Annotated in this window: 15 protein-coding genes; 14 read left to right on the top strand and 1 reads right to left on the bottom strand. The window is 66.0% G+C overall.

Going from position 1 to position 22575, the window contains the following annotated elements:
• The first annotated feature begins 4 nt into the window (after positions 1–4).
• From LVJ94_47175 to LVJ94_47110, 14 genes are all read left to right on the top strand, one after another.
• The gene (locus tag LVJ94_47175; GenBank protein ID WXB04473.1) at positions 5–1084 is read left to right on the top strand and encodes a pyridoxal phosphate-dependent aminotransferase; all 1080 of its coding nucleotides are present in this window, start codon (positions 5–7) and stop codon (positions 1082–1084) included.
• Between the two features lie 51 nt (positions 1085–1135).
• Complete coding sequence (gene ccsA, locus LVJ94_47170; GenBank protein WXB04472.1) at positions 1136–3982, top strand: cytochrome c biogenesis protein CcsA; 2847 nt, start codon at positions 1136–1138, stop codon at positions 3980–3982.
• Positions 3975–4733: a zinc ribbon domain-containing protein gene (locus LVJ94_47165; protein ID WXB04471.1), complete on the top strand. Its 759-nt coding sequence runs from the start codon at positions 3975–3977 to the stop codon at positions 4731–4733. The genes ccsA and LVJ94_47165 overlap by 8 nt, the downstream gene beginning before the upstream one ends.
• Positions 4720–6123, top strand: a complete 1404-nt coding sequence (locus LVJ94_47160; protein WXB04470.1) for a hypothetical protein — start codon at positions 4720–4722, stop codon at positions 6121–6123. The genes LVJ94_47165 and LVJ94_47160 overlap by 14 nt, the downstream gene beginning before the upstream one ends.
• A 54-nt stretch (positions 6124–6177) precedes the next feature.
• Complete coding sequence (locus LVJ94_47155) at positions 6178–7101, top strand: hypothetical protein (protein WXB04469.1); 924 nt, start codon at positions 6178–6180, stop codon at positions 7099–7101.
• Positions 7095–8090: a hypothetical protein gene (locus tag LVJ94_47150; protein WXB04468.1), complete on the top strand. Its 996-nt coding sequence runs from the start codon at positions 7095–7097 to the stop codon at positions 8088–8090. The genes LVJ94_47155 and LVJ94_47150 overlap by 7 nt, the downstream gene beginning before the upstream one ends.
• Positions 8075–8665 (top strand): RNA polymerase sigma factor, encoded by a 591-nt coding sequence (locus tag LVJ94_47145; protein WXB04467.1) that lies wholly within the window; start codon positions 8075–8077, stop codon positions 8663–8665. The genes LVJ94_47150 and LVJ94_47145 overlap by 16 nt, the downstream gene beginning before the upstream one ends.
• Entirely contained in the window at positions 8662–10158 is a 1497-nt protein-coding gene (locus tag LVJ94_47140; GenBank protein ID WXB04466.1) for a tetratricopeptide repeat protein, read from the top strand. Before LVJ94_47145 ends, LVJ94_47140 begins: the two co-directional genes overlap by 4 nt.
• Before the next feature lie 107 nt (positions 10159–10265).
• Entirely contained in the window at positions 10266–11192 is a 927-nt protein-coding gene (locus tag LVJ94_47135; GenBank protein WXB04465.1) for a hypothetical protein, read from the top strand.
• 495 nt (positions 11193–11687) lie between these two features.
• Positions 11688–12821 (top strand): DNA polymerase III subunit beta, encoded by a 1134-nt coding sequence (gene dnaN, locus LVJ94_47130; protein WXB04464.1) that lies wholly within the window; start codon positions 11688–11690, stop codon positions 12819–12821.
• Positions 12818–13936, top strand: a complete 1119-nt coding sequence (gene recF, locus LVJ94_47125; GenBank protein ID WXB04463.1) for a DNA replication and repair protein RecF — start codon at positions 12818–12820, stop codon at positions 13934–13936. Before dnaN ends, recF begins: the two co-directional genes overlap by 4 nt.
• A gap of 192 nt (positions 13937–14128) precedes the next feature.
• The gene (gene gyrB / locus LVJ94_47120) at positions 14129–16786 is read left to right on the top strand and encodes a DNA topoisomerase (ATP-hydrolyzing) subunit B (protein ID WXB04462.1); all 2658 of its coding nucleotides are present in this window, start codon (positions 14129–14131) and stop codon (positions 16784–16786) included.
• Positions 16787–16929: 143 nt separating this feature from the next.
• Positions 16930–19542, top strand: a complete 2613-nt coding sequence (clpB, locus tag LVJ94_47115) for an ATP-dependent chaperone ClpB (GenBank protein ID WXB04461.1) — start codon at positions 16930–16932, stop codon at positions 19540–19542.
• A gap of 394 nt (positions 19543–19936) precedes the next feature.
• Positions 19937–20353, top strand: coding sequence for a hypothetical protein (locus LVJ94_47110; GenBank protein WXB04460.1), 417 nt, complete (start codon positions 19937–19939; stop codon positions 20351–20353).
• Here LVJ94_47110 and LVJ94_47105 read toward each other — a convergent pair.
• Positions 20340–22574 (bottom strand): DUF3488 and transglutaminase-like domain-containing protein, encoded by a 2235-nt coding sequence (locus LVJ94_47105; GenBank protein WXB04459.1) that lies wholly within the window; start codon positions 22572–22574, stop codon positions 20340–20342. The two genes, LVJ94_47110 and LVJ94_47105, sit on opposite strands and share 14 nt — an antisense overlap.
• Between the last annotated feature and the right edge of the window lies 1 nt (position 22575).

The following is a 22575-nucleotide window of genomic DNA, read 5'->3' as shown; positions in this document are numbered from 1 at the left end:
TGCCATGTACCCCCGCGTGAACTACCTCGAATGGGCCATCCAAAACGTCGGCCGCACCGCCTTCGATCTGGCCACCAGCGGCATGCCGGCCTTCTCCCTTTCGGAGCTCGGCCCGCCGCCCGATCTGGACGATAGCCGGGCGCGCCCTGCCCTCGTCGCGGCGATTGCGCACCACAATGGTGTCAGCCCCGAGGAGACGATCGCCACCATCGGCGCCGCACACGCCATTTGGATCGCGTACGCCAGCTTGCTGTCACCTGGCGATGAAATCCTCGTCGAGGAGCCGGCCTACGAACCGCTCCTCACCACCGCACGCGGCATCGGCGCCCACGTCACCCGCTTTCCGCGTCCCGCCACCTCGGACTACGCCGTCGATCCCGAGATCATCGCGTCGCGGATCACCGAGCGCACGCGCGCCGTTCTCATCACCAATTTGCACAACCCCACGGGCCGCCGCACGGACGACGACACGTTGCGCGAGGTGGCGCGCCTCATCGGGGAGCGCGGCGGCCATCTCATCGTCAACGAGATCTATTCGCCCTTCGACGACTTCGTCGACAAGGACGGCGTCTTCCGCGGGTGCGCGCGGCACTTGGCCGACAACATCGTCGTCGTCTCCAGCATGACCAAGTGCTACGGCCTGGGAACCCATCGCTTTGGATGGGTGCTCGGCCCGGTCGACGTCATCCGACGCGCCTACGCCACCATGATGAGCAGCGCCGGGTACCTGCCCCTCCCGCACGCGCAGCTTTTCATTCACGCACTGGGTCATATTCAAACGTTGGCCGCGCGTTCTCGGCGTCTTCTCGCGGACAAGCGTGCACGCGCCTCGGCCTGGTTGGCGCAAGAACAACCGCGGTTCGCGTGGAGCGGGCCACAATCCGGGCTCTTCGGTTTAGCCACCCTGCCCGGCGCCGGCGATCTCCGGCCAGCTCTGGAGAAGGGGGCGGCCGAGCATGGCGCCCTCGTCGTCCCCGGGTCCTTCTTCGAAGTCCCCAATGGATTTCGTCTCTCGTGGTCCATTGATGATCCACGTCTCGACGAAGGACTCGACCGTCTCGGTCGCATTCTGCGCGGCCTCTGACTAGACTTCATCGATTAGCTGCCGCGATCGCCGCAGCGCGAGGTCTTCGTCATGTGGCAAACATTTCCGCTCTTCGGTAGCACCCTCCTCCTGTGCGTGATGGTCGTGGCCGCGTACACGTTCGCGGTGTCACTCGCGGCCGGTACGACGGGCCGCCCGCGCACGCTGCAAGCTGCACGCTTCGGTGCGTACGGAACCGTCTTCCTCATCGCGTCGTGCGTGCTCTGCCTGGCCTACGCCTTCGTGAGCCACGACTTCCGACTGCGCTACGTCGCTCACTATTCGGATCGGTCGATGGACAAGGTCTTCCTCTTCACAGCGCTCTGGGGAGGACAGGACGGGTCGCTCTTGTGGTGGCTCTTCTTGCTTTCGCTGTACATCGGCACGTGCGTCTTCGTGCTCGGCAAGAAGCACCTCGCACTGCAGCCGTACATCATCGCGACGATGATGGCCGTCGTCCTCTTCTTCGGCGTGCTCATGGCCTTCGCGGCGAATCCGTTTTCGACCAGCGTCGGCGGCGCCCGCGGGGACGGTGAAGGGCTCAACGTCCTTCTGCAAGACTTCTACATGATCATCCACCCGCCGAGCCTCTACGTCGGGTTCGTCGGCTGCACGATCCCGTTCGCCTACGCCATCGCCGCCTTGGTCACGGGCCGGCTCGATACGGAGTGGATCACCGCCTCGCGCAAGTTCACCCTGTTCTCCTGGCTCTTTCTGGGCATCGGCAACACGCTGGGCATGCTCTGGGCGTACGTCGAGCTCGGGTGGGGCGGTTACTGGGCGTGGGATCCGGTGGAGAATGCGGCGTTCCTGCCCTTCCTGACGTCGAGCGCGTTCATCCACTCCGTCATGATTCAAGAGCGGCGCGGTCTCTTGAAGCTGTGGAACATCTTCCTGGTGTGCCTCACCTTCTTCATGACCATCTTCGGCACGTTCCTCACGCGCTCGGGCGCCATCGCCAGCGTGCACTCGTTCGCTCAGTCGTCGATTGGCACGTACTTCCTCTACTTCCTCGCGCTGGCCATCGGCGTGGTGCTCACGCTCATCCTGTACCGCTGGCCGGAGCTGCGGCACCTTCCGCCGTCGCCGCGTTTGCGCAAGGCCGCGGTCATCTCCGGTTGGACCATGGTGCTCCTGGCCGCGCCCGGCGGTTGGGCGCTCGCGCACTACCTCCCCTGGCCGGTGCTCACCATTCCGCTGCTCTTGGGCTTCACCGTCTACGCCGGCGTGGAAGTCGTCTTCCGCCGCATGACCGCAGGGATCGAAACGCACACGGAGCGCCCGGAGATCGAGTCGATCTTCTCGCGTGAGTTCACCTTCGTCATGAACAACTGGGCCCTTCTCGGGTTCATGGTGTTCGTGCTCGCGGCGACGACCTTCCCGATGATCAGCGAGGCCTTCTGGAACGAGAAGGTCACCGTCGGACCGCCCTATTACAATGCATGGGTGCAGCCCATTGGGCTGGTCATCTTCGCGCTCATGGGTTGCGGCTCGCTCCTCGGTTGGAAGAAGACGAGCCCCGATGCGCTCCGCCGCAACTTCATGGCGCCGGGCATCGCGTTCGTCGTCGCCATCGTGCTGCACTTCGCGGTGGGCAAGCGCCTTGGCTTCCCCGCCATCGCCTTCAGCGAGCCGATTTATCCGGGCACCCTGGGCCAGGTGCTGCGCGCCTTCAATGCGGTGACGCCGGTGATGGGCGTCTCGCTCTGCGCCTTCAACGCGGCGGTCATCGTGCAGGAGTTCGTGCTGCTCTTCCGCTCGCGCCGCAAGAGCGGGGCGTCGGCGGGCACCCCGGCGGCACTTTGGTACGCGGGGTTCTTCCCGGGCTTCCTCTACACGATGATGACCTTGCCGCCGACGTCGCGCCGCCGCTACGGCGGCTACATCGTGCACATGGGCATCGTGCTCATGGTGCTCGGCTTCACGGGCCACTCGTGGAACATCGACCGCGAGACGGCGATGATGCCGGGGCAGGTCTACCAGATCGACAACTACGCGCTCGAGTACATGGGCCCGCGCATGGAGCTCGACAACTCGAAGCGCATGGTCTTCGCCGACTTCCGCGTCACGAAGGACGGCAAATTCGCCGGCTACGTGAACCCGGCGAAGTTCATCTACAAGAAGAACGCCGAGCAGCCCACGACCGAGGTCGCGCTGCTGCACACGCTGCGCGACGACCTTTACGTGGTGGTCGGCGCCATCAATCCGCAGACGAAGCTGGCGACGTTGCAGTTCCACGTGAACCCGCTGGTGACGTGGATCTGGTTCGGCTGCATGATCCTCATCCTAGGCAGCATCGTGTGCATGTGGCCCGAGCTGCAGCCAGAAGAATCGCGCGTGTGGGCGGTGGCGCGCGGCACGGCGGGGGCTGTGGGCAGCATGACCCTGGGTCTGATCATCGCGCTCATGCCGGTGACCGCGCATGCGCAGTCGGTGGGTGCCGGTGCATCCAGCTTGCACGCAGGAACGGTGCACATCGAGTCGCCGGCCGAGAAGGAGGTCTTCAGCGCGCTCCGTTGCATGTGCGGCGGGTGCGCGCGCGATCTTCTCTCGACCTGCGCGTGCGGGACGGCCGACGAAGCGCGCGATGCGATTCGCGCGAAGATGCGCGCCGGCGAGACGAAGGATCAGATCGTGCTGGCGTACCAGAAGCAATATGGCTCGGAGGCCCTGGCCATTCCGCCCAACACGGGCGCCATGCGCAGCATCTATGCGGTGCCGCTTGCGGCCATCGCGGCAGGCGGCGTGGGGGTGATGGTTCTCTTTCGCCGATGGCGGGGGAATTCCAAGGGGCAGCAGCCTGCGCCGAAGAAGGACAAGGGCAAAGACGACGTGAAAACGAAGCGTGACGAATACGACGCTCGCCTGGACGAGGAGCTTCGCGATCTCGATGACTGAAACGTCGAAACGCAAACCCAAGGAACCCGCCGTGGCCGAGGCCACGCAAGCCGTGCAGGCCGACGAGGCGGAACGCCGCCTCGGTCGATCCATCGCCATCGGCCTGCCGGTGGCGACGGTGGTGGCGGCACTGGCGGTCGGGTTCATCGCGAGCGTCGGGCCGGCGCTGCTCGTGATCACGGGGGGTGTGCTGGTGGGGACCATCGCCCTCCTCTGGGCGAGCCTCCGCACCCTTGGGGGCGATGCACCGCTGCCGCAAGACATGGATCATCTGGCCGCGCGGGCCGATCGCGTGGGTGACGCGGAGGAGCGCAAACGCGCCGTGCTGCGCGCGCTGAAGGACTTGGAACACGAGCGAGACATCGGAAAGATGGACCCGGAGGATTACGCGGAGATCGCAGCGCACTACCGCGATCAGGCGAAAGAGATTTTGCGCGAGATCGACGCCGAGGTGGAGCCGTACCGCGCGAAGGCGGAGGAGCTTGCGCAGAAGCATTTGGCCAAGCGCGGGTTGGCAGAGAATCTCCCGCTCCCCCACCCCAACCCTCCCCCGGATGGGGAGGGAGCCGAGACGGCACTCGACGAAGCTCACGTCTCGGACAACGAGGAGGAGCAAGGCTCGAAGGAGGAGGCGCCCGGCGCGGTGTCGCGGGTGGCGTGTTCGAAGTGCGCGACCTCGAACGAGGGTGATGCTGCGTTTTGCAAGAAGTGCGGAAACGCGTTGCGCGGGGTGGCCAATGCGCAAGCTTAGGTACGCACTGGTCTTTCTCCTCGCCGGGGGCGTGGCCCACGCGCAGGCACCGAAGCCCGCGGCGCCGATCCTCCCGAAGCCCGCGGATGCCGGCGCCCCCGATGCGCGTTCCTCGAGCGATGCAGGCCGTCGCGACGCCGCGCCCGATCATCCGGGTCCCGTGCGCGGGGACGAGCAGCTGCCACCAGGTCACCCCGCCGCCCTGCCCGACGATGATGGGGACGCCGAGGGCGCGGCCGATCCGCACGATCACGGCGGCGAAGCCAATCCCCACCAGGGCCCGAACGGCATGTTCCGCGCCTCGCCAGACCTCGTCGACGACGACTCCTCGCTGCCGACAGGAACCATCGCGGTGCAGCTCCTCGATCCGGAGAACAAACCGCTCCCCAACATCGACGTCACCTTGGGCATCCTTCAGCAATCGGTGGCCAAAGGCGATGCGCGCAAGCACGTGAACCGGATCACCAACGCCGACGGCGCCGTGCGCTTCGACGGCTTGGAAACGGGTTCGGGTGTCGCCTACCGCGTGAGCGTCCCCCGCGAGAGCGCGGTCTTCGCGGCCAGCCCCTTTCAGCTGGCGCCGAGCAAGGCGGGGATGCGGGTCAAATTGCATATCTACCCGGTCACCTCGGATCTCGAGCAGGCCTTCGTGGTCATGCAGGCCAACCTCTACGCCGAGTTGAAGGACGACCGCATCCAGTTCGAAGAGGCCATCAACGTCTACAACTTCGGTCGCTTTGCTTGGGTTCCCGACAACCTGGTCATGTCCCTTCCGGCGGATTTCACCGCCCTCAACTCGCAGCAAAGCATGAGCGACCAAGGCGTCGACGCCGTCGAACAGCGCGGGGCGCGGGTTCGAGGCACCTTCGGGCCGGGCCAGCACTCGATCGTCTTCCGCTGGCAGCTTCCCTACGCGGGGGCATCCAACGTCGACATCCGCGTCGGCCTCCCGCCGCGCGTGGCAGCCTCGCGCGTTCTCGCGGCGGCGTCGCAGGACATGAAACTTCGCGTCGAGGGTTTTCCCGCGGCCGTGCCCAACGCGGACATGAATGGCGGGCGCCTGCTCGAGACGGCGAAGGAAATGCAGCGCGGCGAAGTCTTGCGCGAATTGAGCATCACCCTGAGCGACATCCCCACGCCGGGGCCGGCGCGCTTCATTGCCACGGGCCTCGCCGCGCTCGGTGTCATGTTTGGATTGGGCTACGCCTACCAGACGCGTGGCCGGCGCCGCGTGGTCCCCAAGGGCGACGCCAAGCGCACCCGCCAGCAGCTTCTTTTCGAACTGGAAGAACTCGAACGCGCCCACCGCGCCGGCGACGTGGGTCCCAAGACCTACGAGCGGGCACGCCGCGAAATCGTCGACGCCATCGCCCGCACGTTGGCGTCGTAAGCTGCAGCGATCCATTTTTTGATCGGCGCACCCACCTGAGGTGTCCAAGGCAGCATGAGTTGGGCACTGGTATTCGCCATGGCGGGCGCGGTTGAGGCCGCGCCGCCACCGACCCCGTCGTGGTGGGTCGACCCGGCATCGTGCCCGCTATGGACCACGCCCCTCTCACGCGAAATCGCACTGGCCTGTGAGGCCACGGGCCGCGGGTGCGATGTATCCACGTCGGACGACAAGGCGGCGCGCCGGCTCGTGCTGCAGTGCGCGGACCCGGATCACTGGACCCTCGAGGCCCACGATGCCGGCGGCACGGGCCTCTGGCACATCGAGGTGCGCGGCGACGACGATGAACGCTTGCGCGCGGCCGCCATGTGGGTGGCGCGTTCGGACGTCACCATGGCTCCAGAGGCCAAGGTGCCCGCACCGCCGCCCACGCCGCCCGCCCCTGCGGCACCGATAAAACTGATTCCTCCGCCACAAGGGGGCTGGGGTGGCCTCGCACTCGCGATCCACGGTTCGTATTACCCAGATGCCACCGGTGGATCACCGGGCCTTGGCATGACCTTGCGCGTGCACGACTCGGGCGACGTCGTCTCCTTCCTTCCTCGGTCGTTCAGTACGTACGCCAGCTTGACGGGTGAAGCCACCTCCGACGGACGCGCCGATTACGACCAGAGTACCTTCGCCCTGCGCCTGGGTGTGGGCCTCATCTGGCACGCTCCCCACACGAAGGACATCATCGGGTTTTCGCTCGAAAGCGGCCTCGGTTTTGCGCGGATCCGTCAGGGCACTTCGATTTCGGCCATGAAGTCGACCGACCACCATCCCTTCTGGTACGCGCTGGCCGGCATCGTCGCAGAGGCGCCGGTGCAGGGGGATTTTCGGCCGTTCCTGGCGCTTCGCATCGGCACCAGCTGGCCCAAGGCACCGGGCCTCTCCCTGGGTATGGTCGAAATCGGCTTCCGGTGGCGCGCATGGTGAGCGCGCTCGTTTCTTTGATCGCGCGCGCTTTGCGCGGTGTCTTACCCGGCATGGCCTGCGCAGGCATCGCCCTTGGATCGAGCACCGCCGACGCGGCCACGCCGACGGTCACGTGGTGGGTCGATCCTTCGTCCTGCCCGGAATGGAGCACGCCCCTCGCCCGCCAGATCGCCCTCGCGTGCGAAGCCGCGGGGCATGCGTGCGACGTCAGTGCCGACCAAGGCACGCGACGCATCGCCCTTCAGTGTGGCGACGAGGAACACTGGACCCTCGAGGCCCACGACGAACGCGGCACGGGCCTCTGGCACATCGAAGTGCGCGGCGACAACGACGAGCGCCTGCGCACGGCGGCCCTCTGGGTCGCGCGCTCGGAGGGCACACTTTCCAATCCCCCGCCGCCCGCACCGAAGCCCCCGCCCCCTTCCCCGCCCGAGACGCCAAGGCCCGCCCCCTTCGCGGAGAACGGCAGAAAACCGGGCGGTCTCGCGATGGGCGTGCGCGGCCTGTATTGGCCACACGATCAGGCACGCGATGGGGCGCTCTGGGGTTACGGCCTGGGATTGCGCGTCCTCGATTCGGGCAACGCCCTCCGCTTCCTTCCCCAAAGCATCACGCCGTACATTTCGGTGGCGTTCGACTTCGCGCGCGGTGGCGATCGCGACGCCCGCGGCTTCAACGCCCGCCTCGGCGGGGGCGCCATGTGGCATCCATCGGGGATCCGGAATATTTTCGGCCTCTCGCTCGAGGCCGGCGCTTCGTGGGGGTACTCGACGTACGACACGACCCTGAGCTTGGTCGGGGGACCCAGCGGTCGAGGAAGCAACGACGACATCTTCGTGCACGCCTTCGGCGGCGTGCACCTCGAAGCCCCCACCGGCGGAAGCATTCGTCCGTATGCGTCGCTCCTGCTGGGCGGCATCATTCCAAATCGCATATTGGGCACCGCCGTGGGTGTGCTCGAGATTGGTTGTCGATGGGCCGCCTGGTAGATCTCGCAATCACGATGTTGGGGGACGACGCCGATCGCGGCGAAGCCGAGTTGTGCGAGCCGCCGATGGCGTGGCCCGATTTGGTCTCGCTCGTCCGCGCCCAAATGCGAAGCCTCGTCGGAGCGACGCCCGACCTCGAGGACCTCACGCAATCGGCCCTCGAGCGCATCGTCCGCGCCATCGACCGCTTCGAGGGCCGGTCCGAATTTTCGACCTATACCTACCGTATCTGTGCACGCCAGGCGATGAACCATTGGCGGTGGTCGACGCGCTGGCGACGATGGTTTTCCCTAGGCGACGCACCGGAGGAACCGGAGGACCCCGGACACACGAATCCTGCCGCCATCACCCTCGAACGTGAGCGGTCACGCTGCCTGCACCGCGCACTCGATCGACTCAGCGCTCCGAAGCGCGCGGCCATCGTGCTCTGCGATCTGGAGGAGCTTCCCACCGCGCGCGTGGCCGAGATCCTCGAGTGCCCGGAACCCACGGTGCGTTCGCGCCTTCGGCACGCACGGCTCGAACTCACGTCGCTCTTGTCCAAGGACCCCACGTTTCGCGGGGAGACACCATGAATCCCACCTGCGATCGCGGCTTCGACGCCAACGACGTGGCGGAAGCTCTGCGTGAAGAGGGGCACCCGGACATCCCCGACTTTTCGCAACACTTGAAAGCTTGTCTCATGTGCCAGCAAAACGTTCACGTCATTCGGACGGCACGCGACGCGTGGCGTTCCGCAGCCTTGATGGACGACGCGCGGGCGCGAAATGCCAGCGAGCGGCGCCTCGTGCGGGCGTGGCGAACGCCCCGTCCGGCCTTCGGCTGGCGAAGTGCGCTCATGGGGGCGGCCATCGCCTCCGTGATCATGCTCCGCTTCGGGCCGCGATGGCCCGAGGCCCACGCGCCGGTCAACGTGCCGGTGGCCAGTGTCACGCCCTCGGCCTCGTTGACCGCGCCGCCCGCCATTGCGCCGGCTCCGGCCGCGTCGGCCCGTGCGTCGTCGTTCCTGGTCATGCGCGACTGCCCGGCGTGCGCGCGGTCCGGCATGGCGGCCAACAGCACCCTCGATGCGCCGGCCGAGGTTCCGCGCGGGGCGAGCCTGATGCTGAGCTGGGCGATGCCCGGTGAAAGCGAGCCTGCCTCTTCGCTCGAGGTCACCGGTCCCGCACGCGTCGCTCCTCTCATGGCCCGCGAAAAGGGCGACAGCCCCGCGCTCCAAGTCGATCGCGGCAACGCCGAGGTCCACACCTACGGCGAAAGCGAAATCGTGAGCCCGCATGCGACGATGCACACGCTGCCGAAAATCTCGTCGGCGTGGCACTTCGAGGTGACCCCCACGCGCACGAACATCGTGGTCGATGCCGGTTGGGTCGCCGTGGGTGCCGTGGAGCGCAAAGCACCGTCGATTCATTTGCTCGCCGGGCAATCGGCGGAGGTCCGCTCGGGCGGCGAAATCGTGCTCTCGCCGCGTTCGGCCCCGTCGGAAAGCTCCCGACCCACGCCGCCGCCTCCACCGCCGTCCCACAAGCCGGAGCCGCCCGCCCCCGCGCCTTCGCCGTCCACGGCGTCGACCCCCGTGGAAGAAGACACGGACACGTCGCTCTGGCAATCCGTGCAGACCGCCTTGCACGCAGGCGATCGCGCCGTCGCAGAGACCAAAGCGCGATCGCTCATGCTGTCCGGTCGCTCGGCGAGCTACCGCGACAAGGCCACCTTCGTCGTGGGCGAACTCGAGCTCTCGCGCGGCGACATCGCGGGTGCGCAAGGTCGCCTCACGTCGCTGGCGTCCACCACGCGCGATCCCGCACTCGCCGCCGACGCCACCTTCTTGCTCGCGCGAAGCTACAAAGACCCCTCGGAACGCGCCCGCGTCTGGGGGCGTTTCATCGCCTCGGGTCCCGCTTCGCCCTACCGCGAACAAGCCATGCTCGAACGAGGGCGTGCACTCGCCGATGCCGGCGACATCGACGGCGCCCGCGAGGTCGTCGCCGCACTGAAAAAGGTGGACCCCCTCCCCGCCATCGTGGCACGCGGACTCGCGGCCCTCGAAGCACGCACGGCCCGCTGAATCGCGTTCATCGCTTTATCGTTTCTTGGAGTACCTCGATGAAGTCCATTTGGTCTTGCTTGTCTTTTTTCATTGGCTTGCCTTTCTTGGTATGGCTCTCGATGGCCGTGGCAGGTTGCTATTTGCCTGTCACGGTCATCGAGACGCACGACGAACACCCGCCCAAAGATACGCCAGCGACTTCCTCGCCACTTCGCACGTGCAACCGCGTCGATTGCACCCGCCGCTACGACCAAATCACGCAACTTGCCACGCACAACGCATTTGCGTGGGCCGACGATGGTCCGGTTCATTACAAGAAACCGAATCAGATGTATCCCGTTTGGAAGCAACTCGACCGCGGGGTGCGCGGGCTGGGACTACGCCCGAGTCCTCATTTCACCCTTACCGACACCGATCCCCATGACGTCTACGTGACGCACAATACCGATTTACGTGGGGCCCTCGGTCAAGAGCCGCTGGTGAACGTTCTCCATCAGGTTCGCGCGTTTCTCGAGAACAATCCGTCGGAGATCGTCACCATCTTCGCCGAGAGCTCGGTGAGCCCCGAGGCGGTGGCCCGCTCGTTCGAGGAGGCCAACCTCACCGACTACCTGTACACGCACACGCCGGGTACACAGTGGCCGGCATTGGGTGCCATGGTGCTGGTCAATCAACGGCTCGTCGTGTTCAACGACAGCCAAGACCCCAATCGACCGGCGTGGCAGCATTACCTCTGGGACTTCGTCGTCGATACCGATTTCAACGTCTCCAATTCCGATCAGTTCTCCTGCGGGTTCTACCGCGGCAAGGCGAGCAACGACCTCTATTTCATCAATCACTTCGTTTACAAAGACGACGCGGGTATTCTCATGCCGGATCCGGCGCTGGCCGTTCGCGCCAATCAAGCGACCGTGGTCTACGAACGCGCCAAAGATTGTTGGCATCGAACGAAGCGCAATCCAAACTTCGTGTACATCGATTGGTTCGGCCTGGGCGGCGCACTCGACGCCGTCGACTCCCTTAACGAACTTCCACGCGGCACCACACCCTAGCCACTCGACCCCGACACGACCTTCATCACGGAGGGCCCGCGCTCGCGTCGTCGTGGCCCCGATCCCCCAAAGGGGAAAGAGCCCGCATCTCCTCGGCGGCCGCCTTGACGCAGTCGACGCCTTGAACGAGCTCCCGCGCGACGGCGCTCCCTTGGCGTCCTCGGCGGTTCGCTTTTTTTCCGCGTGGCGAAGTCAGCCGTCTCGTTCGAACCGCGATCGGCGCCCGGTGGACGGCCTGGTAGGTCTACGCCCGAGCTGTGGAGAACGTGCCGGCAAAATCGGGGACAGCACAGGGGAAAAGGCTGCGGATAAGTCTAGCCCCTACATCCTTCCCCATCCGTCCCCGTTTTCCACACGGAGCCTTCCACAGCCCTGAGGAGACTTAAGTTCCGGAAATTACGTCAAAAATTTGACTATCCACGCTTCTCACAGCCCCTATCGACACCACTAGAGATCTCATCTAATGGGTAATACGGAAGAACCCTGGCGGAGCGCATGGAACTCACGGTAGCCAAAAAAGACCTGCTGAAGCTCGTCACGAGGATGCAGGGTGTTGCGGAGCGTAAGAGCACCATGCCCGTGCTCTCTAATGTCCTGCTTGCGGTGGAGGGGCCAAATTCTCTGCGACTCGCGGCGACGGATTTGTACCTGGCCATCGCGGGAAAGGTCGCGGCGGAGGTCAGCAAGCCCGGAAGCGTCGCGGTTCCAGCGAAGGACCTGCTCGAGCGCGTGAAGATGATGCCGGACGGCCCCATCCGCATCGCCTCCGAAGACAACGCCACCACGACCTTGAAGGCCACGGGAAGCGCCCGCCGGTACACCCTGCGGGGCATGCCCGGGGAAGACTTCCCTCCCCTCCCCGTTCCCGCCGAGGGCGCGCCCACGTTGGCCATCGAGGTCGACGTCCTGCGCGAGCTCATTCAAAAGACATACTTCTCCATTTCGGGGGACGAGACGCGGGCGCACCTCAACTCCGCACTCTTCGAGTGGGAGGGCGACGTGGTGCGCATGGTCACCACCGATGGCCACCGCCTTTCCAAGATGGAGGTCAAGGTCGAGGGACGCCAAGCTTCGGCCACGATGCTCATCCCGCTCAAGGCCATCCTCGAGCTGCGGCGCCTCTGCGACGAGATCGTGCCCGAGCAGGGCAAAGACGCACGCGCGCAGATCCAGATCACGCAGAGCGGCTCCAGCGCCTTCTTCCAAGGCGGGGGGAGCACCTTCAGCGTCAAGCTCGTCGACGCGCAGTTTCCGCCGTACTCCCAGGTCATCCCGCAGAACTCGGACAAGAAGGTCCGTGTGCCCCGCGGGCAGTTCGCCGATGCCCTCCGCGCCGTGTCGATTGCGGCCAGCGAGCGCACGGGTGGCGTCAAGCTGGGCATCACAGGCGGTGTGATGCGCATCACCAGCGAATCGCCCGAGAGCGGCGACGGCTTCGACGAGATCCCGGTGGACTACGCGGGGGCCGACATCACCATCGGCTTCAACGCGAAGTACTTCCTCGACGTTCTCGGCTCGCTTCAGGAAGACGACGTCATCCTGGGCCTCAGCGGCGAGCTCGATCCCGCCGTCGTGCGCCCCGCCAGCGAGCGCAACTTCCTCGCCGTCGTCATGCCGATGCGCATTTGAAATCGCTGCACATCGAAGAGATTTCCGTTCGCCACTTCCGCAACTTGGCGCGCGTCGATCTCCGACCCAGCCCCCGCTTCAACGTGGTGTACGGGGACAATGGCCAGGGGAAAACGAACCTCCTCGAGGCCATCTACCTCGCCGCCACCTCGCGCAGCTTTCGCACGGTGAAGCCGGGAGAGTCGGTGGAGCACGGCGCCGACACGGCAAGCGTGCGCACCGTGCTCTCCGAGGGCGGTCTCCGACGCGAGCAAACGGCCGGCCTGCGTGCGGGCCAGCGTCTGCTCAAGATCGATGGGAAGCGGCCGGCCACCGCCGCGGAGTACGCGATTCGAACGCCCGCGGTGCTGTTTCACCCGGGCGATCTCTCGCTCTCGATGGGTGCAGGCAGCGAGCGCCGTCGCTTGCTCGATCGGGTCGCGCTGTACCTGATGCCGGCATCGCTCGGCGAAACCATGGCCTATGCGCGGGCCGTGCGCGAACGACAACGCGCCCTCGAGATGCGCGGGGTGGACGCGCGCGATCTCGAACAGTGGGAAGAGCTGGTGGTGCGACACGGCCTCGCCGTCATGACCGCACGCCGCCATGCCGCCGCGGATCTCGCCGCGTCGATGTCGATTGCCTTCACCCGCATCGCCGCACCGGACCTGGTGCTCGGCGTGGAGTACGCACCCTCGGCACCCGACGTCGCCGAAGCGTACCGTCGCGAGCTCGAGCGAAACCGCCGCGCCGACTTGAAGCGCCGCGGCGCGAGCATCGGACCGCACCGCGACGATCTCGCCCTCGCCCTCCAAGGTCACCGCATGCGCGGCACGGCCTCGCAGGGCCAGCACCGCGCCGTCGTGCTCGCGCTCAAGGCCGCCGAGATGGATGTCATCGGTGGCGCGCGGGGAGTTCGCCCCATCTTGCTGCTCGACGACGTCTCCAGCGAGCTGGATCGCGAGCGCACCGCGTCGCTGTTTTCATTTTTGCGGGAGCAGCAGGGTCAGGTGTTTCTCACGACCACGCGCCGCGAGCTCATCGAGACCGAAAAATTGCCGGACGCCGCCTTCCGCGAACGCCTCGACTTCTCCGTTTCGAGGGGGGTGATTTCTCCCTCCGATGAAGCATCCTAAATATAGGAAATACCTCGAGAATTATCAGCGCTTCTTGGTGGATAAAAGCGCCGTCGCGGGATATAATCCACGCCTTCGTCCGGCCCTCCACTCGGGGCGTGCGAGGGCCTCGGTTCCACGCTGCAAATCGCAGTTCTTCGAACCGAACAAATAGCCATCCAACGTTCACCACGCTGACAAGTTGATTGCCAGATGATCGAAACGCCCCCTGAATCCCCGCAGACGGTCTCTTCGGGTACCGCAGACGCCAACCCCGCTTCCCGCGCCTCCAACGAAGCGCCGGCGAGTACCGCCGCTCCGGCCTCGACGTACGGAAGTGAGAACATCACCGTGCTCGAAGGGCTGGAGGCCGTTCGCAAGCGGCCCGGCATGTACATCGGCGACGTGCACGATGGCTCGGGCTTGCACCACCTCGTGTGGGAAGCCGTCGACAACGCCGTCGACGAGCACCTGGGTGGCTTCTGCAGCAAGATGATCGTGACCATCCACTTCGACGGTTCCGTCACCGTCGATGACAACGGGCGCGGCATCCCCACCGGCATTATGAAGGACCGGGGTGTCAGCGCGGCCGAGGTCGTGATGACCGTTCTGCACGCCGGCGGCAAGTTCGACCATTCGAGCTACAAGGTCTCCGCAGGCCTCCACGGCGTCGGCGTCAGCGCCGTGAACGCCGTGAGCGAGTGGCTCAAGATGGAGATCAAGCGCGAAGGCCACGTGCACTTCCAGGAGTTCCGCCGGGGCGCACCGGTGGCTCCCCTCGCCGTCATCGGCGACACGGACAAGACGGGCACGAAGATCACCTTCAAGCCGGACGCGGAGATCTTCACCACCACCGAGTTCAGCTACGACATCCTGGCCAGCCGCCTTCGCGAGCTGTCCTTCCTCAACGCTGGGTTCATCATCGAGCTGGTCGACGAGCGCGATCCGGGCGGTGGCAACATCGCCGCGACCGAAGGCAAGATCCGCCGCGAGGTCTTCCTGTACAGCGGCGGGATCCGCGAGTTCGTCGAGCTCCTCAACAAGACGAAGGAGCCCGCGCACGACAAGGTCGTGTACATCAACGCCGAACAGCCCAACGAAGAGGGCAACCCCATCGGCGTCGAGGTCGCGTTGCAATGGAACTCGAGCTACGCCGAGCAGATCTATTGCTACACGAACAACGTCCACAACAAGGACGGCGGCACGCACCTCACCGGTCTGCGTGGCTCGCTGACGCGCGTGTTCAACTCCTACGGCACTGCGCAAAACCTCTTCAAGGACGTGAAGAACGGCCTCTCGGGTGAGGACATCCGCGAAGGCCTCACGGCGGTCATCAGCGTCAAGCATCCCGATCCGTCGTTCGACTCGCAGACCAAGTCGAAGCTCGTCTCGAGCGAGGTCAAAGGCATCACCGAGGCGGTCATCGGCGAGAAATTGGGCCAATTCTTCGAGGAGAACCCCTCGACGGCGCGCAAAATCTTGGAGAAGGCCATCCTGGCCGCCAAGGCGCGCGAAGCCGCCCGCAAGGCGCGCGAGGTCGTGCGCAAGGGCGCGATGGACATCACGAGCCTCTCGGGCAAGCTGGCCGACTGCCAGTCGCGCAACCCCGAGATCGCCGAGCTGTACATCGTCGAGGGAGACAGCGCCGGTGGCTCTGCAAAGCAGGGCCGCGATCGCAAGTTCCAAGCGGTGTTGCCGCTTCGTGGAAAGATCCTCAACGTGGAGCGCGCGCGCTTGGACAAGATGATCTCGTCCGAGCAGATCGGCACGCTCATCACCGCGCTGGGTTGCGGCATCGGCTCGCCGGAAAGCGGCGGCTCGTTCGACGTGGAGAAGCTGCGCTACCACCAAGTCGTGCTGATGACCGACGCCGACGTCGACGGCAGCCACATTCGTACCCTGCTCCTCACCTTCTTCTACCGGCACATGCCGGAGATCATCGAGAAGGGCTACTTGTACATCGCGCAACCGCCGCTCTACCGCGTGCGGCGCGGCAAGAAGGACACGTACCTCAAGGATCAGCCGGCCCTCGATCGGTACTTCCTCGAGCACGGCGTGCGCGAGCTCGCGGTGCGCTCGTCGCGGGGGCTCACCATCACGGGCGAGCCGTTGCTTCGCCTCGCCGAGCGCCTTCGCTTTTTCCGCCGCGCGCTGTCGAAGATCGATCGACGCGCGGATGCTCGCCTCGTGGCGACGGCGCTGCGGTCCGGCGGGCTCGGGAAGAACGAGATCCGCGACAAGGCCAAGGTGGAGGCGGGTATCCCGAAGATCCGCGCCCAGCTCGAGAAGAAGTACCCCGACATTTTCCCGCTGACCATCGAGGTCACCTGGGAGGCGGAGCACGGTGCCGCGCGCATCGAGATCACCCCGCGTCCGGGCTCGGCCGCGCGCCAGACGATGATCGATTGGAACCTGGTCGAGTCGGCCGAGTACGAAGAGCTCTACGCCATCGAGCAAGACGTCCGCTCGCTGGGGCCGGCGCCGTACTTCGTGCGCGATCTCACCAAGCGAGGCGCGAGCGAGGGTGAAGAAGGCGCGGAGGAAGCCGCCGCCGAGGAGGCTCCGCAAGCGGCGGCCGGGGCGGCCAAGGGCGAAATCGAGATCGAGGACGCCGACGCGCTCTGGGAGTACCTCGATGGGCGCGGTCGCAAGGGCATCCAGCTGCAGCGCTACAAAGGTCTAGGCGAGATGAACGCCGAGCAGCTGTGGGAGACCACGCTGGATCCGAATGCGCGCGTCATGCTCCAAGTGCGCTTGGACGACGCCGTGCAGACCGATCAGATCTTCAGCATCCTCATGGGTGATCAAGTCGAGCCGCGCCGCGAGTTCATCGAGGACAACGCGCTCAACGTGAAGAACCTGGACATCTGATCGCGGGTTCGCAAGACCGGCCTCCCAAAGCGGAGGCCTGGGAGCAAGTGCGCGCCGCCGTCATGAAGGGGCGGTAGGCGCGCTCTTGCCGAGGACCCGTGGGGACTTAACTTGCCCGCCAATCACGGAGCAAGAGAAAGCCCATGCGTCCCGATCGAATGACCACCAAGAGCCAGGAAGCCTTTCGCGATGGCCTCGAGCTCGCAGCACGGCGAGGCAATCCGGAGTTGTATCCGGAGCATTTGCTGCTCGCGATGCTCGAACAGGAAGGTGGCGTCGCGGGTCCCCTTCTGCAGAAGGCAGGGACCGACGTCGCGCAGCTGACGACCGCCCTCACCCGCCGTCTCGAAGGCTTTCCCAAAGTGTCCGGCGGCCCAGAGCCAGGCCTCTCGCGCCGCCTTCTCGAGGTCGTGCGGCGCGCCGAAGACGAGGCCAAGGCCCTCAAGGACGACTTCGTCTCCGTCGAGCACTACGTCCTCGCGACCGCCAAGTCCGATCGCGAAATCCAGGCGCTGCTCGAGCAAAACGGCAACGTCACCTACGATCGCCTCCTCTCGGCGTTGGCCAGCGTGCGCGGTGCCCAGCGCGTGGTCGATCGCGATCCCGAGGGCAAGTTCCAAGCGCTCGACAAGTACACCCGCGATCTGACCGACGCCGCACGGCGCGGCAAAAGCGATCCGGTCATCGGCCGCGACGAAGAGATCCGCAGGGTCATGCAGGTTCTCTCGCGCCGCACGAAGAACAACCCCGTGCTCATCGGCGAGCCCGGCGTGGGCAAGACCGCCATCGTCGACGGCATCGCCCAACGCATCGTGCGCGGCGACGTGCCGGAGTCCCTGAAGAACAAGCGTCTCGTCTCGCTCGACATGGGCGCGCTCGTCGCCGGTGCGAAGTACCGCGGCGAGTTCGAGGACCGGTTGAAGGCCGTCCTCAAAGAGGTGGAGACCGCGGCCGGGCAGATCGTGCTGTTCATCGACGAGATCCACACCATCGTGGGTGCCGGCGCGGCCGAAGGCTCGATGGACGCGGCCAATTTGCTCAAGCCTGCCCTCGCGCGCGGTGAGCTTCGCTGCATCGGCGCGACGACCCTGGACGAGTACCGAAAGCGCATCGAGAAAGATCCGGCGTTGGAGCGCCGCTTTCAACCCGTGTTCGTGTCGCAGCCATCGGTGGAGGACACCATTGCGATTCTGCGCGGACTGAAGGAGCGCTACGAAGTTCACCACGGCATCCGCATCCAAGACGCGGCCTTGGTGGCCGCGGGCACGCTGTCGGATCGGTACCTCACCGAGCGCTTTCTGCCGGACAAGGCCATCGACTTGGTCGACGAGGCCGCGGCGAAGATCAAAATGGAAGTCGACAGCATGCCGGCCGAGATCGACGCCGTTCAGCGCCGGGTCATGCAGCTTCAAATCGAGGAGCAGGCGCTCAAGAAGGAGCGCGATCCTGCCTCCAAATCGCGGCGCGAAGCCGTGGCGCGTGAGCTGGCCGAGCTCGAGGAGAAATCCAGCGCGATGCGTGCGCAGTGGCTGCGTGAGAAAGAGGTCATCGAAGAGATCCGCCAGGCGCAGCCCGAGCTGGAGAACCTGCGCGCCGAGCAAGAACGCGCGGAGCGTGTGGGCGAGCTTGGGAAGGCCGCGGAGATCAAGTACGGCCGCATGCCGCAGCTGGAGAAGAAGATCGAGGAGCTTCGCCGCACCTTGGCGAAGGTGCAGGAGAAGACGTCGTACCTTCGCGAGGAAGTCACCGACGACGACGTGGCCGCCGTGGTCTCCAAGTGGACCGGCATCCCCGTCTCGAAGATGCTCCAGGGCGAGATGCACAAGCTTCTGCACATCGAGGACGCGCTCCGAAAGCGCGTCGTCGGGCAAGAAGCGGCGGTGGAGGCGGTGGCCAACGCCGTGAGGCGTTCGCGGGCCGGGCTTTCCGATGACCGGCGGCCCATCGGCAGCTTCCTCTTTCTAGGACCTACGGGCGTGGGCAAGACCGAGCTTGCGCGGGCCCTCGCCGAGTACCTCTTCGACGAAGAGCGGGCCATGCTCCGCCTCGACATGAGCGAGTACATGGAGAAGCACGCCGTGTCGCGTTTGATCGGCGCACCCCCCGGGTACGTTGGTTACGAAGAAGGCGGTCAGCTCACCGAACCGGTGCGACGACGGCCCTATTCCGTCATCCTCTTCGACGAGGTGGAAAAGGCCCACGCCGACGTGTGGAACGTGCTTCTGCAGGTGCTCGACGATGGCCGTCTGACCGACGGGCAAGGTCGCACGGTCGACTTCAAGAACACCGTGATCATCCTCACGAGCAACATTGCGTCGCCGCAGATCCAAGCCATCGAGGCCCGTGGGAACCTGGAGCCGGGCGACAAACGGGAGCTCATACGGCGTGCCGCCCTCGAGGAAGTGCGCAAAGCTTTCCGGCCCGAGTTCGTGAACCGCCTCGACGAGATCGTGGTGTTCGAGCCCCTGCGGCGGGAAGATCTGCGGCACATCGTGGACATCCAGCTTCAACGCTTCCAAGCACGCCTTGCGCGGCGCGACCTGCGCATCGAGGTGACGGACGCTGCGAAGGATTTCCTTGGCGAGGTGGGTTGGGATCCACAATTCGGTGCGCGGCCTCTGAAGCGCGCGATCGTGCGCTACCTCGAGGACGAGATGGCGAAACGGGTGCTCGCGGGCGACTTCGCCGCTGGAACGACGATCCTCGTCGATCGCGCGGGCGAAGGGCTGACATTTCGGTCGCAGGTTCAGAACTGAAAGTTGGCACACGCGCCCTGTGAGCGCGGTTATCCACAGGTTCCCCACGCGCGCGGAGCGTCAGGCCGAATGCGTCCGCGCGGTGGGTCGCATGCGGCCACGTGTCCAACGTGACCGGGGCGAAATGGTGACCTGTGTCGTGGAGGCCACTGGAAGGTGCACCAGCGGCGCAGCTTCGGGTGCGCAGGTTTGGCGGCAGTTGCGGGGCCCCAGCACGTGGGCCGCAAAACCTTCGGGCTTTTGACGCGTAGAACTCGGCGTGAAGAACGAGATTTCGGCGCTTTCAACGGCTGGCACGAGATTAGCTACGTACCGTGCGGTTCCCATGGCATCCCGCAAGCGAACATTGTTGAAGGAAAAGCTGCCTCGCTTCGCACGAAAGAACGTTTCGTGGATGGCGATCCTCGCAGCGACGACCTTCGGCGTCGGCGCTGGGGCGGCGACGGTGCATGCGGAAGTGCGCGCAGCGGCGAGCGATTTGCGCGATCTTCGCGCCGGCGAAGAGTACCGCCTCATCGTGCAGACGTACGACGGCGATCGCGATCCGCATCGGCCGGGCGCAAAGCCCGTGGCTTCGATGCAGCGGGCGGTGACCGCGGCCGAGTTGCGGCGCGGGGTGCAGATCGACTTGTTCGAGCTGCACGAGGGCGGTCAGCGTAGCGAGCGCGAGCCGGTGGTCGTCGCGTGGATCGAACGCGGGCGAGCCGACCTGGAGTTCGACGGTCGCGAAGCCCGCATGCCGGCGAATGCGCTGAGCGGTACAGCCCGCGTTCAACGCGACGGCGACCGCGCCACCATCACCCTGGTGTAGCTCGTGTAGCCGAGCTTGCGGGAGGCTGCGACACCGCGCGATCCGGCGGCTCGAGCCGCGTCGAACGCAGCGTCCGCACGCGCCGCTCGAATTCGCGCGTCGCCTCGGGTGTGAGGCAGACGCCGCCAAATCGCGCCTCCAGGTACAGCTGGGTAAGCGACAGAATTTCGTCCGCCAGCGGGTGCTTGTTCAAGCGCAAATGTTCCGCGTGCGCGAGCGGCGGCAGCGCGGCCGGGCGCGCGATCCCTTGGACCATGAGGGCGCCGTCGAGGGAACGGTAGAGCGCGGCCGCACTCTCGAGCCGTTTCTCCGCGGGGGACTTCGGCGCGGGCTTCTCGCCCGACTTCCCTCCCCTGCGGCGTCGCTTCCAAACGACGTAGGCCACGGAAGCGGTCGCGAGCAGAAGCGCGGCGACCACAGGCGCACGCGTCAGGTAGCCGAGCAACCCGCGGTTGAGACCCGTCTGCGCGCGGAAGCGATCGTACTGCCGGGTCGCATCCTCGAAGAGGTGCACCTGCGTGCGCAAATCGTAACCCACGACGTAGCGGTTCCAGCGCTGCGACAGCGCTTCCACCAAGTCGCGCATGTACACGAGCGCGCCCGTGGTCTCTTCGAGCGGCTGCGCGCCGGCCGGCGGCGTCGGATCGAACGTATGCCATCCGGGGTGCACGGGATCGTCGAGGTACACCTCGGTCCACGAGTGCGCATCGGCCTGGCGAACGGCATAGTAGCGGCCAAATCGATTGTACGTACCGCCGACGAATCCGGTGACGTTGCGCGTGGGAATGCCGACTTCGCGCAGCAGCACCGCCATGGCCGTGGAGAAGAACTCGCAGTGGCCGCGCTTCGATTCGAAGAGGAAGTGGTCGACGGGCTGCTTCGTTCCGCCCGACGGCGAGCCGAAGTCGTACTTGTACTGGGTGCGCAGCTTCTCCTCGACGACCTTGGCCTTCGCGTAATCATTGGGAAGGCCGTCGGTCCACGCATGCGCGAGGCCGCCCATGCGCGACGGCAACGATGGCGGCAGTGCGAGGTAGCGCGCGCGATCGTGCGGGGTGAGAACCTCCGTCACCGGCGTGCGCTCGCGATCGAGGTACACGTCGTAGCGCAAACCGCGCGCGCTCTCGCCGGCATAGCGCACCTCGCCCTCCGGCCCACGCTGGAGGGTCAACGCGTCGTTGAGCAGCGGCTGGCTGGGGAGATGGATCTGCATGGCCACGGTGTGTGGCGGAAGGAAGACCACCGGCGGGTCGAGCGACTCGAGGTCGAAGGTGGCCTTGCGATCTTTCTCGCCATCGGGTGGGCGCACCAGCGGATACAAATCGGAGCCGGGAAAGGCCCGCTCGGCGGCGCGCCGCTCGGTCTGCGTGCGCAGCCACGCGCGCCCGTCGTACGCGTCGAACGCGGTACCACGCAGGCGCAGCACCATGCGCGAGGGACGCGGATCGGGAAGATCGGGAATGTCGAACCGAAGCGCCACCGCCGAAGAGAGATCCGTACGCAGCGCACCGACGTCCCCGAGATCGACGCGATCGGAGAAGCCGACCATGCGCCCGGGGCGCGGGTGGTTCAGCAAGAGCAGCGAGAGCCCCACCCGCGGAAACAGGATGAAGAGCGTCGCGGTGAAGAGAAAGATCGGCACCGAGATGAGGCACGTGGCCGCGAGGAACCCGCGTCCGACGACGCGGCGGCTTCGCAGGATGCGCGGCACGTCCACGGGAAGGCCGGTGCGATCGCGGGCGCCTTGGCGGTAGTTTCCCTCCACCTCGCGCCGGAGGTGGCTCAACACGAGGGCGCCCGGTGCGACCACGAGGAAGCCGAGAAAGCAGAGGCCGTAGGTCAGCCCGCCGCCGAGCACGGTGCCGGCGACGAAATGCAGCAGCGCCAGCACGATGATCTGCTGATCGTGCGCGGCCCCGCGGCGCGTGGCGAGCCGCACGATTTGGAGCAGCGCCGCGAACTCGACGGAGACATCGAGCATCGGCCGCCCGGCGACGAGGCGCGCCGCCTGAATGACGAAGATGGCCAGCGGCCCCGCGGAGGCCAGGTGCCGGAGCACGGGTCGACTCTGCCATCGCTCGGGAATGAGCAACGCACCGACGAGTCCGATCATGAGCAGCGCATTGGTCCAAGGACTGAGCGCCGCGGTGCTCACGATGGCCAGCACGCCCAGCGCCGCGAGCGCATCCGTCATGAGCCGGTGAACGAGTCCGAAGCGCATG

It is taken from the genome of Sorangiineae bacterium MSr11367 (assembly GCA_037157805.1).
Taxonomy (GTDB): Bacteria; Myxococcota_A; Polyangia; order Polyangiales; family Polyangiaceae; genus Pendulispora; species Pendulispora rubella.
Note: the sequence above shows the minus strand (reverse complement) of the source record. Positions and strands in the feature narration are given on the sequence as shown.

Coding starts and splice junctions, on each gene's coding strand:
- dnaN (WXB04464.1), top strand. CDS start 11,688: ATGGAACTCACGGTAGCCAAAAAAGACCTGCTGAAGCTCGTCACGAGG.
- clpB (WXB04461.1), top strand. CDS start 16,930: ATGCGTCCCGATCGAATGACCACCAAGAGCCAGGAAGCCTTTCGCGAT.
- LVJ94_47145 (WXB04467.1), top strand. CDS start 8,075: ATGGGCCGCCTGGTAGATCTCGCAATCACGATGTTGGGGGACGACGCC.
- LVJ94_47150 (WXB04468.1), top strand. CDS start 7,095: ATGGTGAGCGCGCTCGTTTCTTTGATCGCGCGCGCTTTGCGCGGTGTC.
- gyrB (WXB04462.1), top strand. CDS start 14,129: ATGATCGAAACGCCCCCTGAATCCCCGCAGACGGTCTCTTCGGGTACC.
- LVJ94_47165 (WXB04471.1), top strand. CDS start 3,975: ATGACTGAAACGTCGAAACGCAAACCCAAGGAACCCGCCGTGGCCGAG.
- LVJ94_47105 (WXB04459.1), bottom strand. CDS start 22,574: ATGCGCTTCGGACTCGTTCACCGGCTCATGACGGATGCGCTCGCGGCG.
- LVJ94_47175 (WXB04473.1), top strand. CDS start 5: ATGTACCCCCGCGTGAACTACCTCGAATGGGCCATCCAAAACGTCGGC.
- ccsA (WXB04472.1), top strand. CDS start 1,136: ATGTGGCAAACATTTCCGCTCTTCGGTAGCACCCTCCTCCTGTGCGTG.
- LVJ94_47160 (WXB04470.1), top strand. CDS start 4,720: ATGCGCAAGCTTAGGTACGCACTGGTCTTTCTCCTCGCCGGGGGCGTG.
- LVJ94_47140 (WXB04466.1), top strand. CDS start 8,662: ATGAATCCCACCTGCGATCGCGGCTTCGACGCCAACGACGTGGCGGAA.
- LVJ94_47110 (WXB04460.1), top strand. CDS start 19,937: ATGGCGATCCTCGCAGCGACGACCTTCGGCGTCGGCGCTGGGGCGGCG.
- LVJ94_47155 (WXB04469.1), top strand. CDS start 6,178: ATGAGTTGGGCACTGGTATTCGCCATGGCGGGCGCGGTTGAGGCCGCG.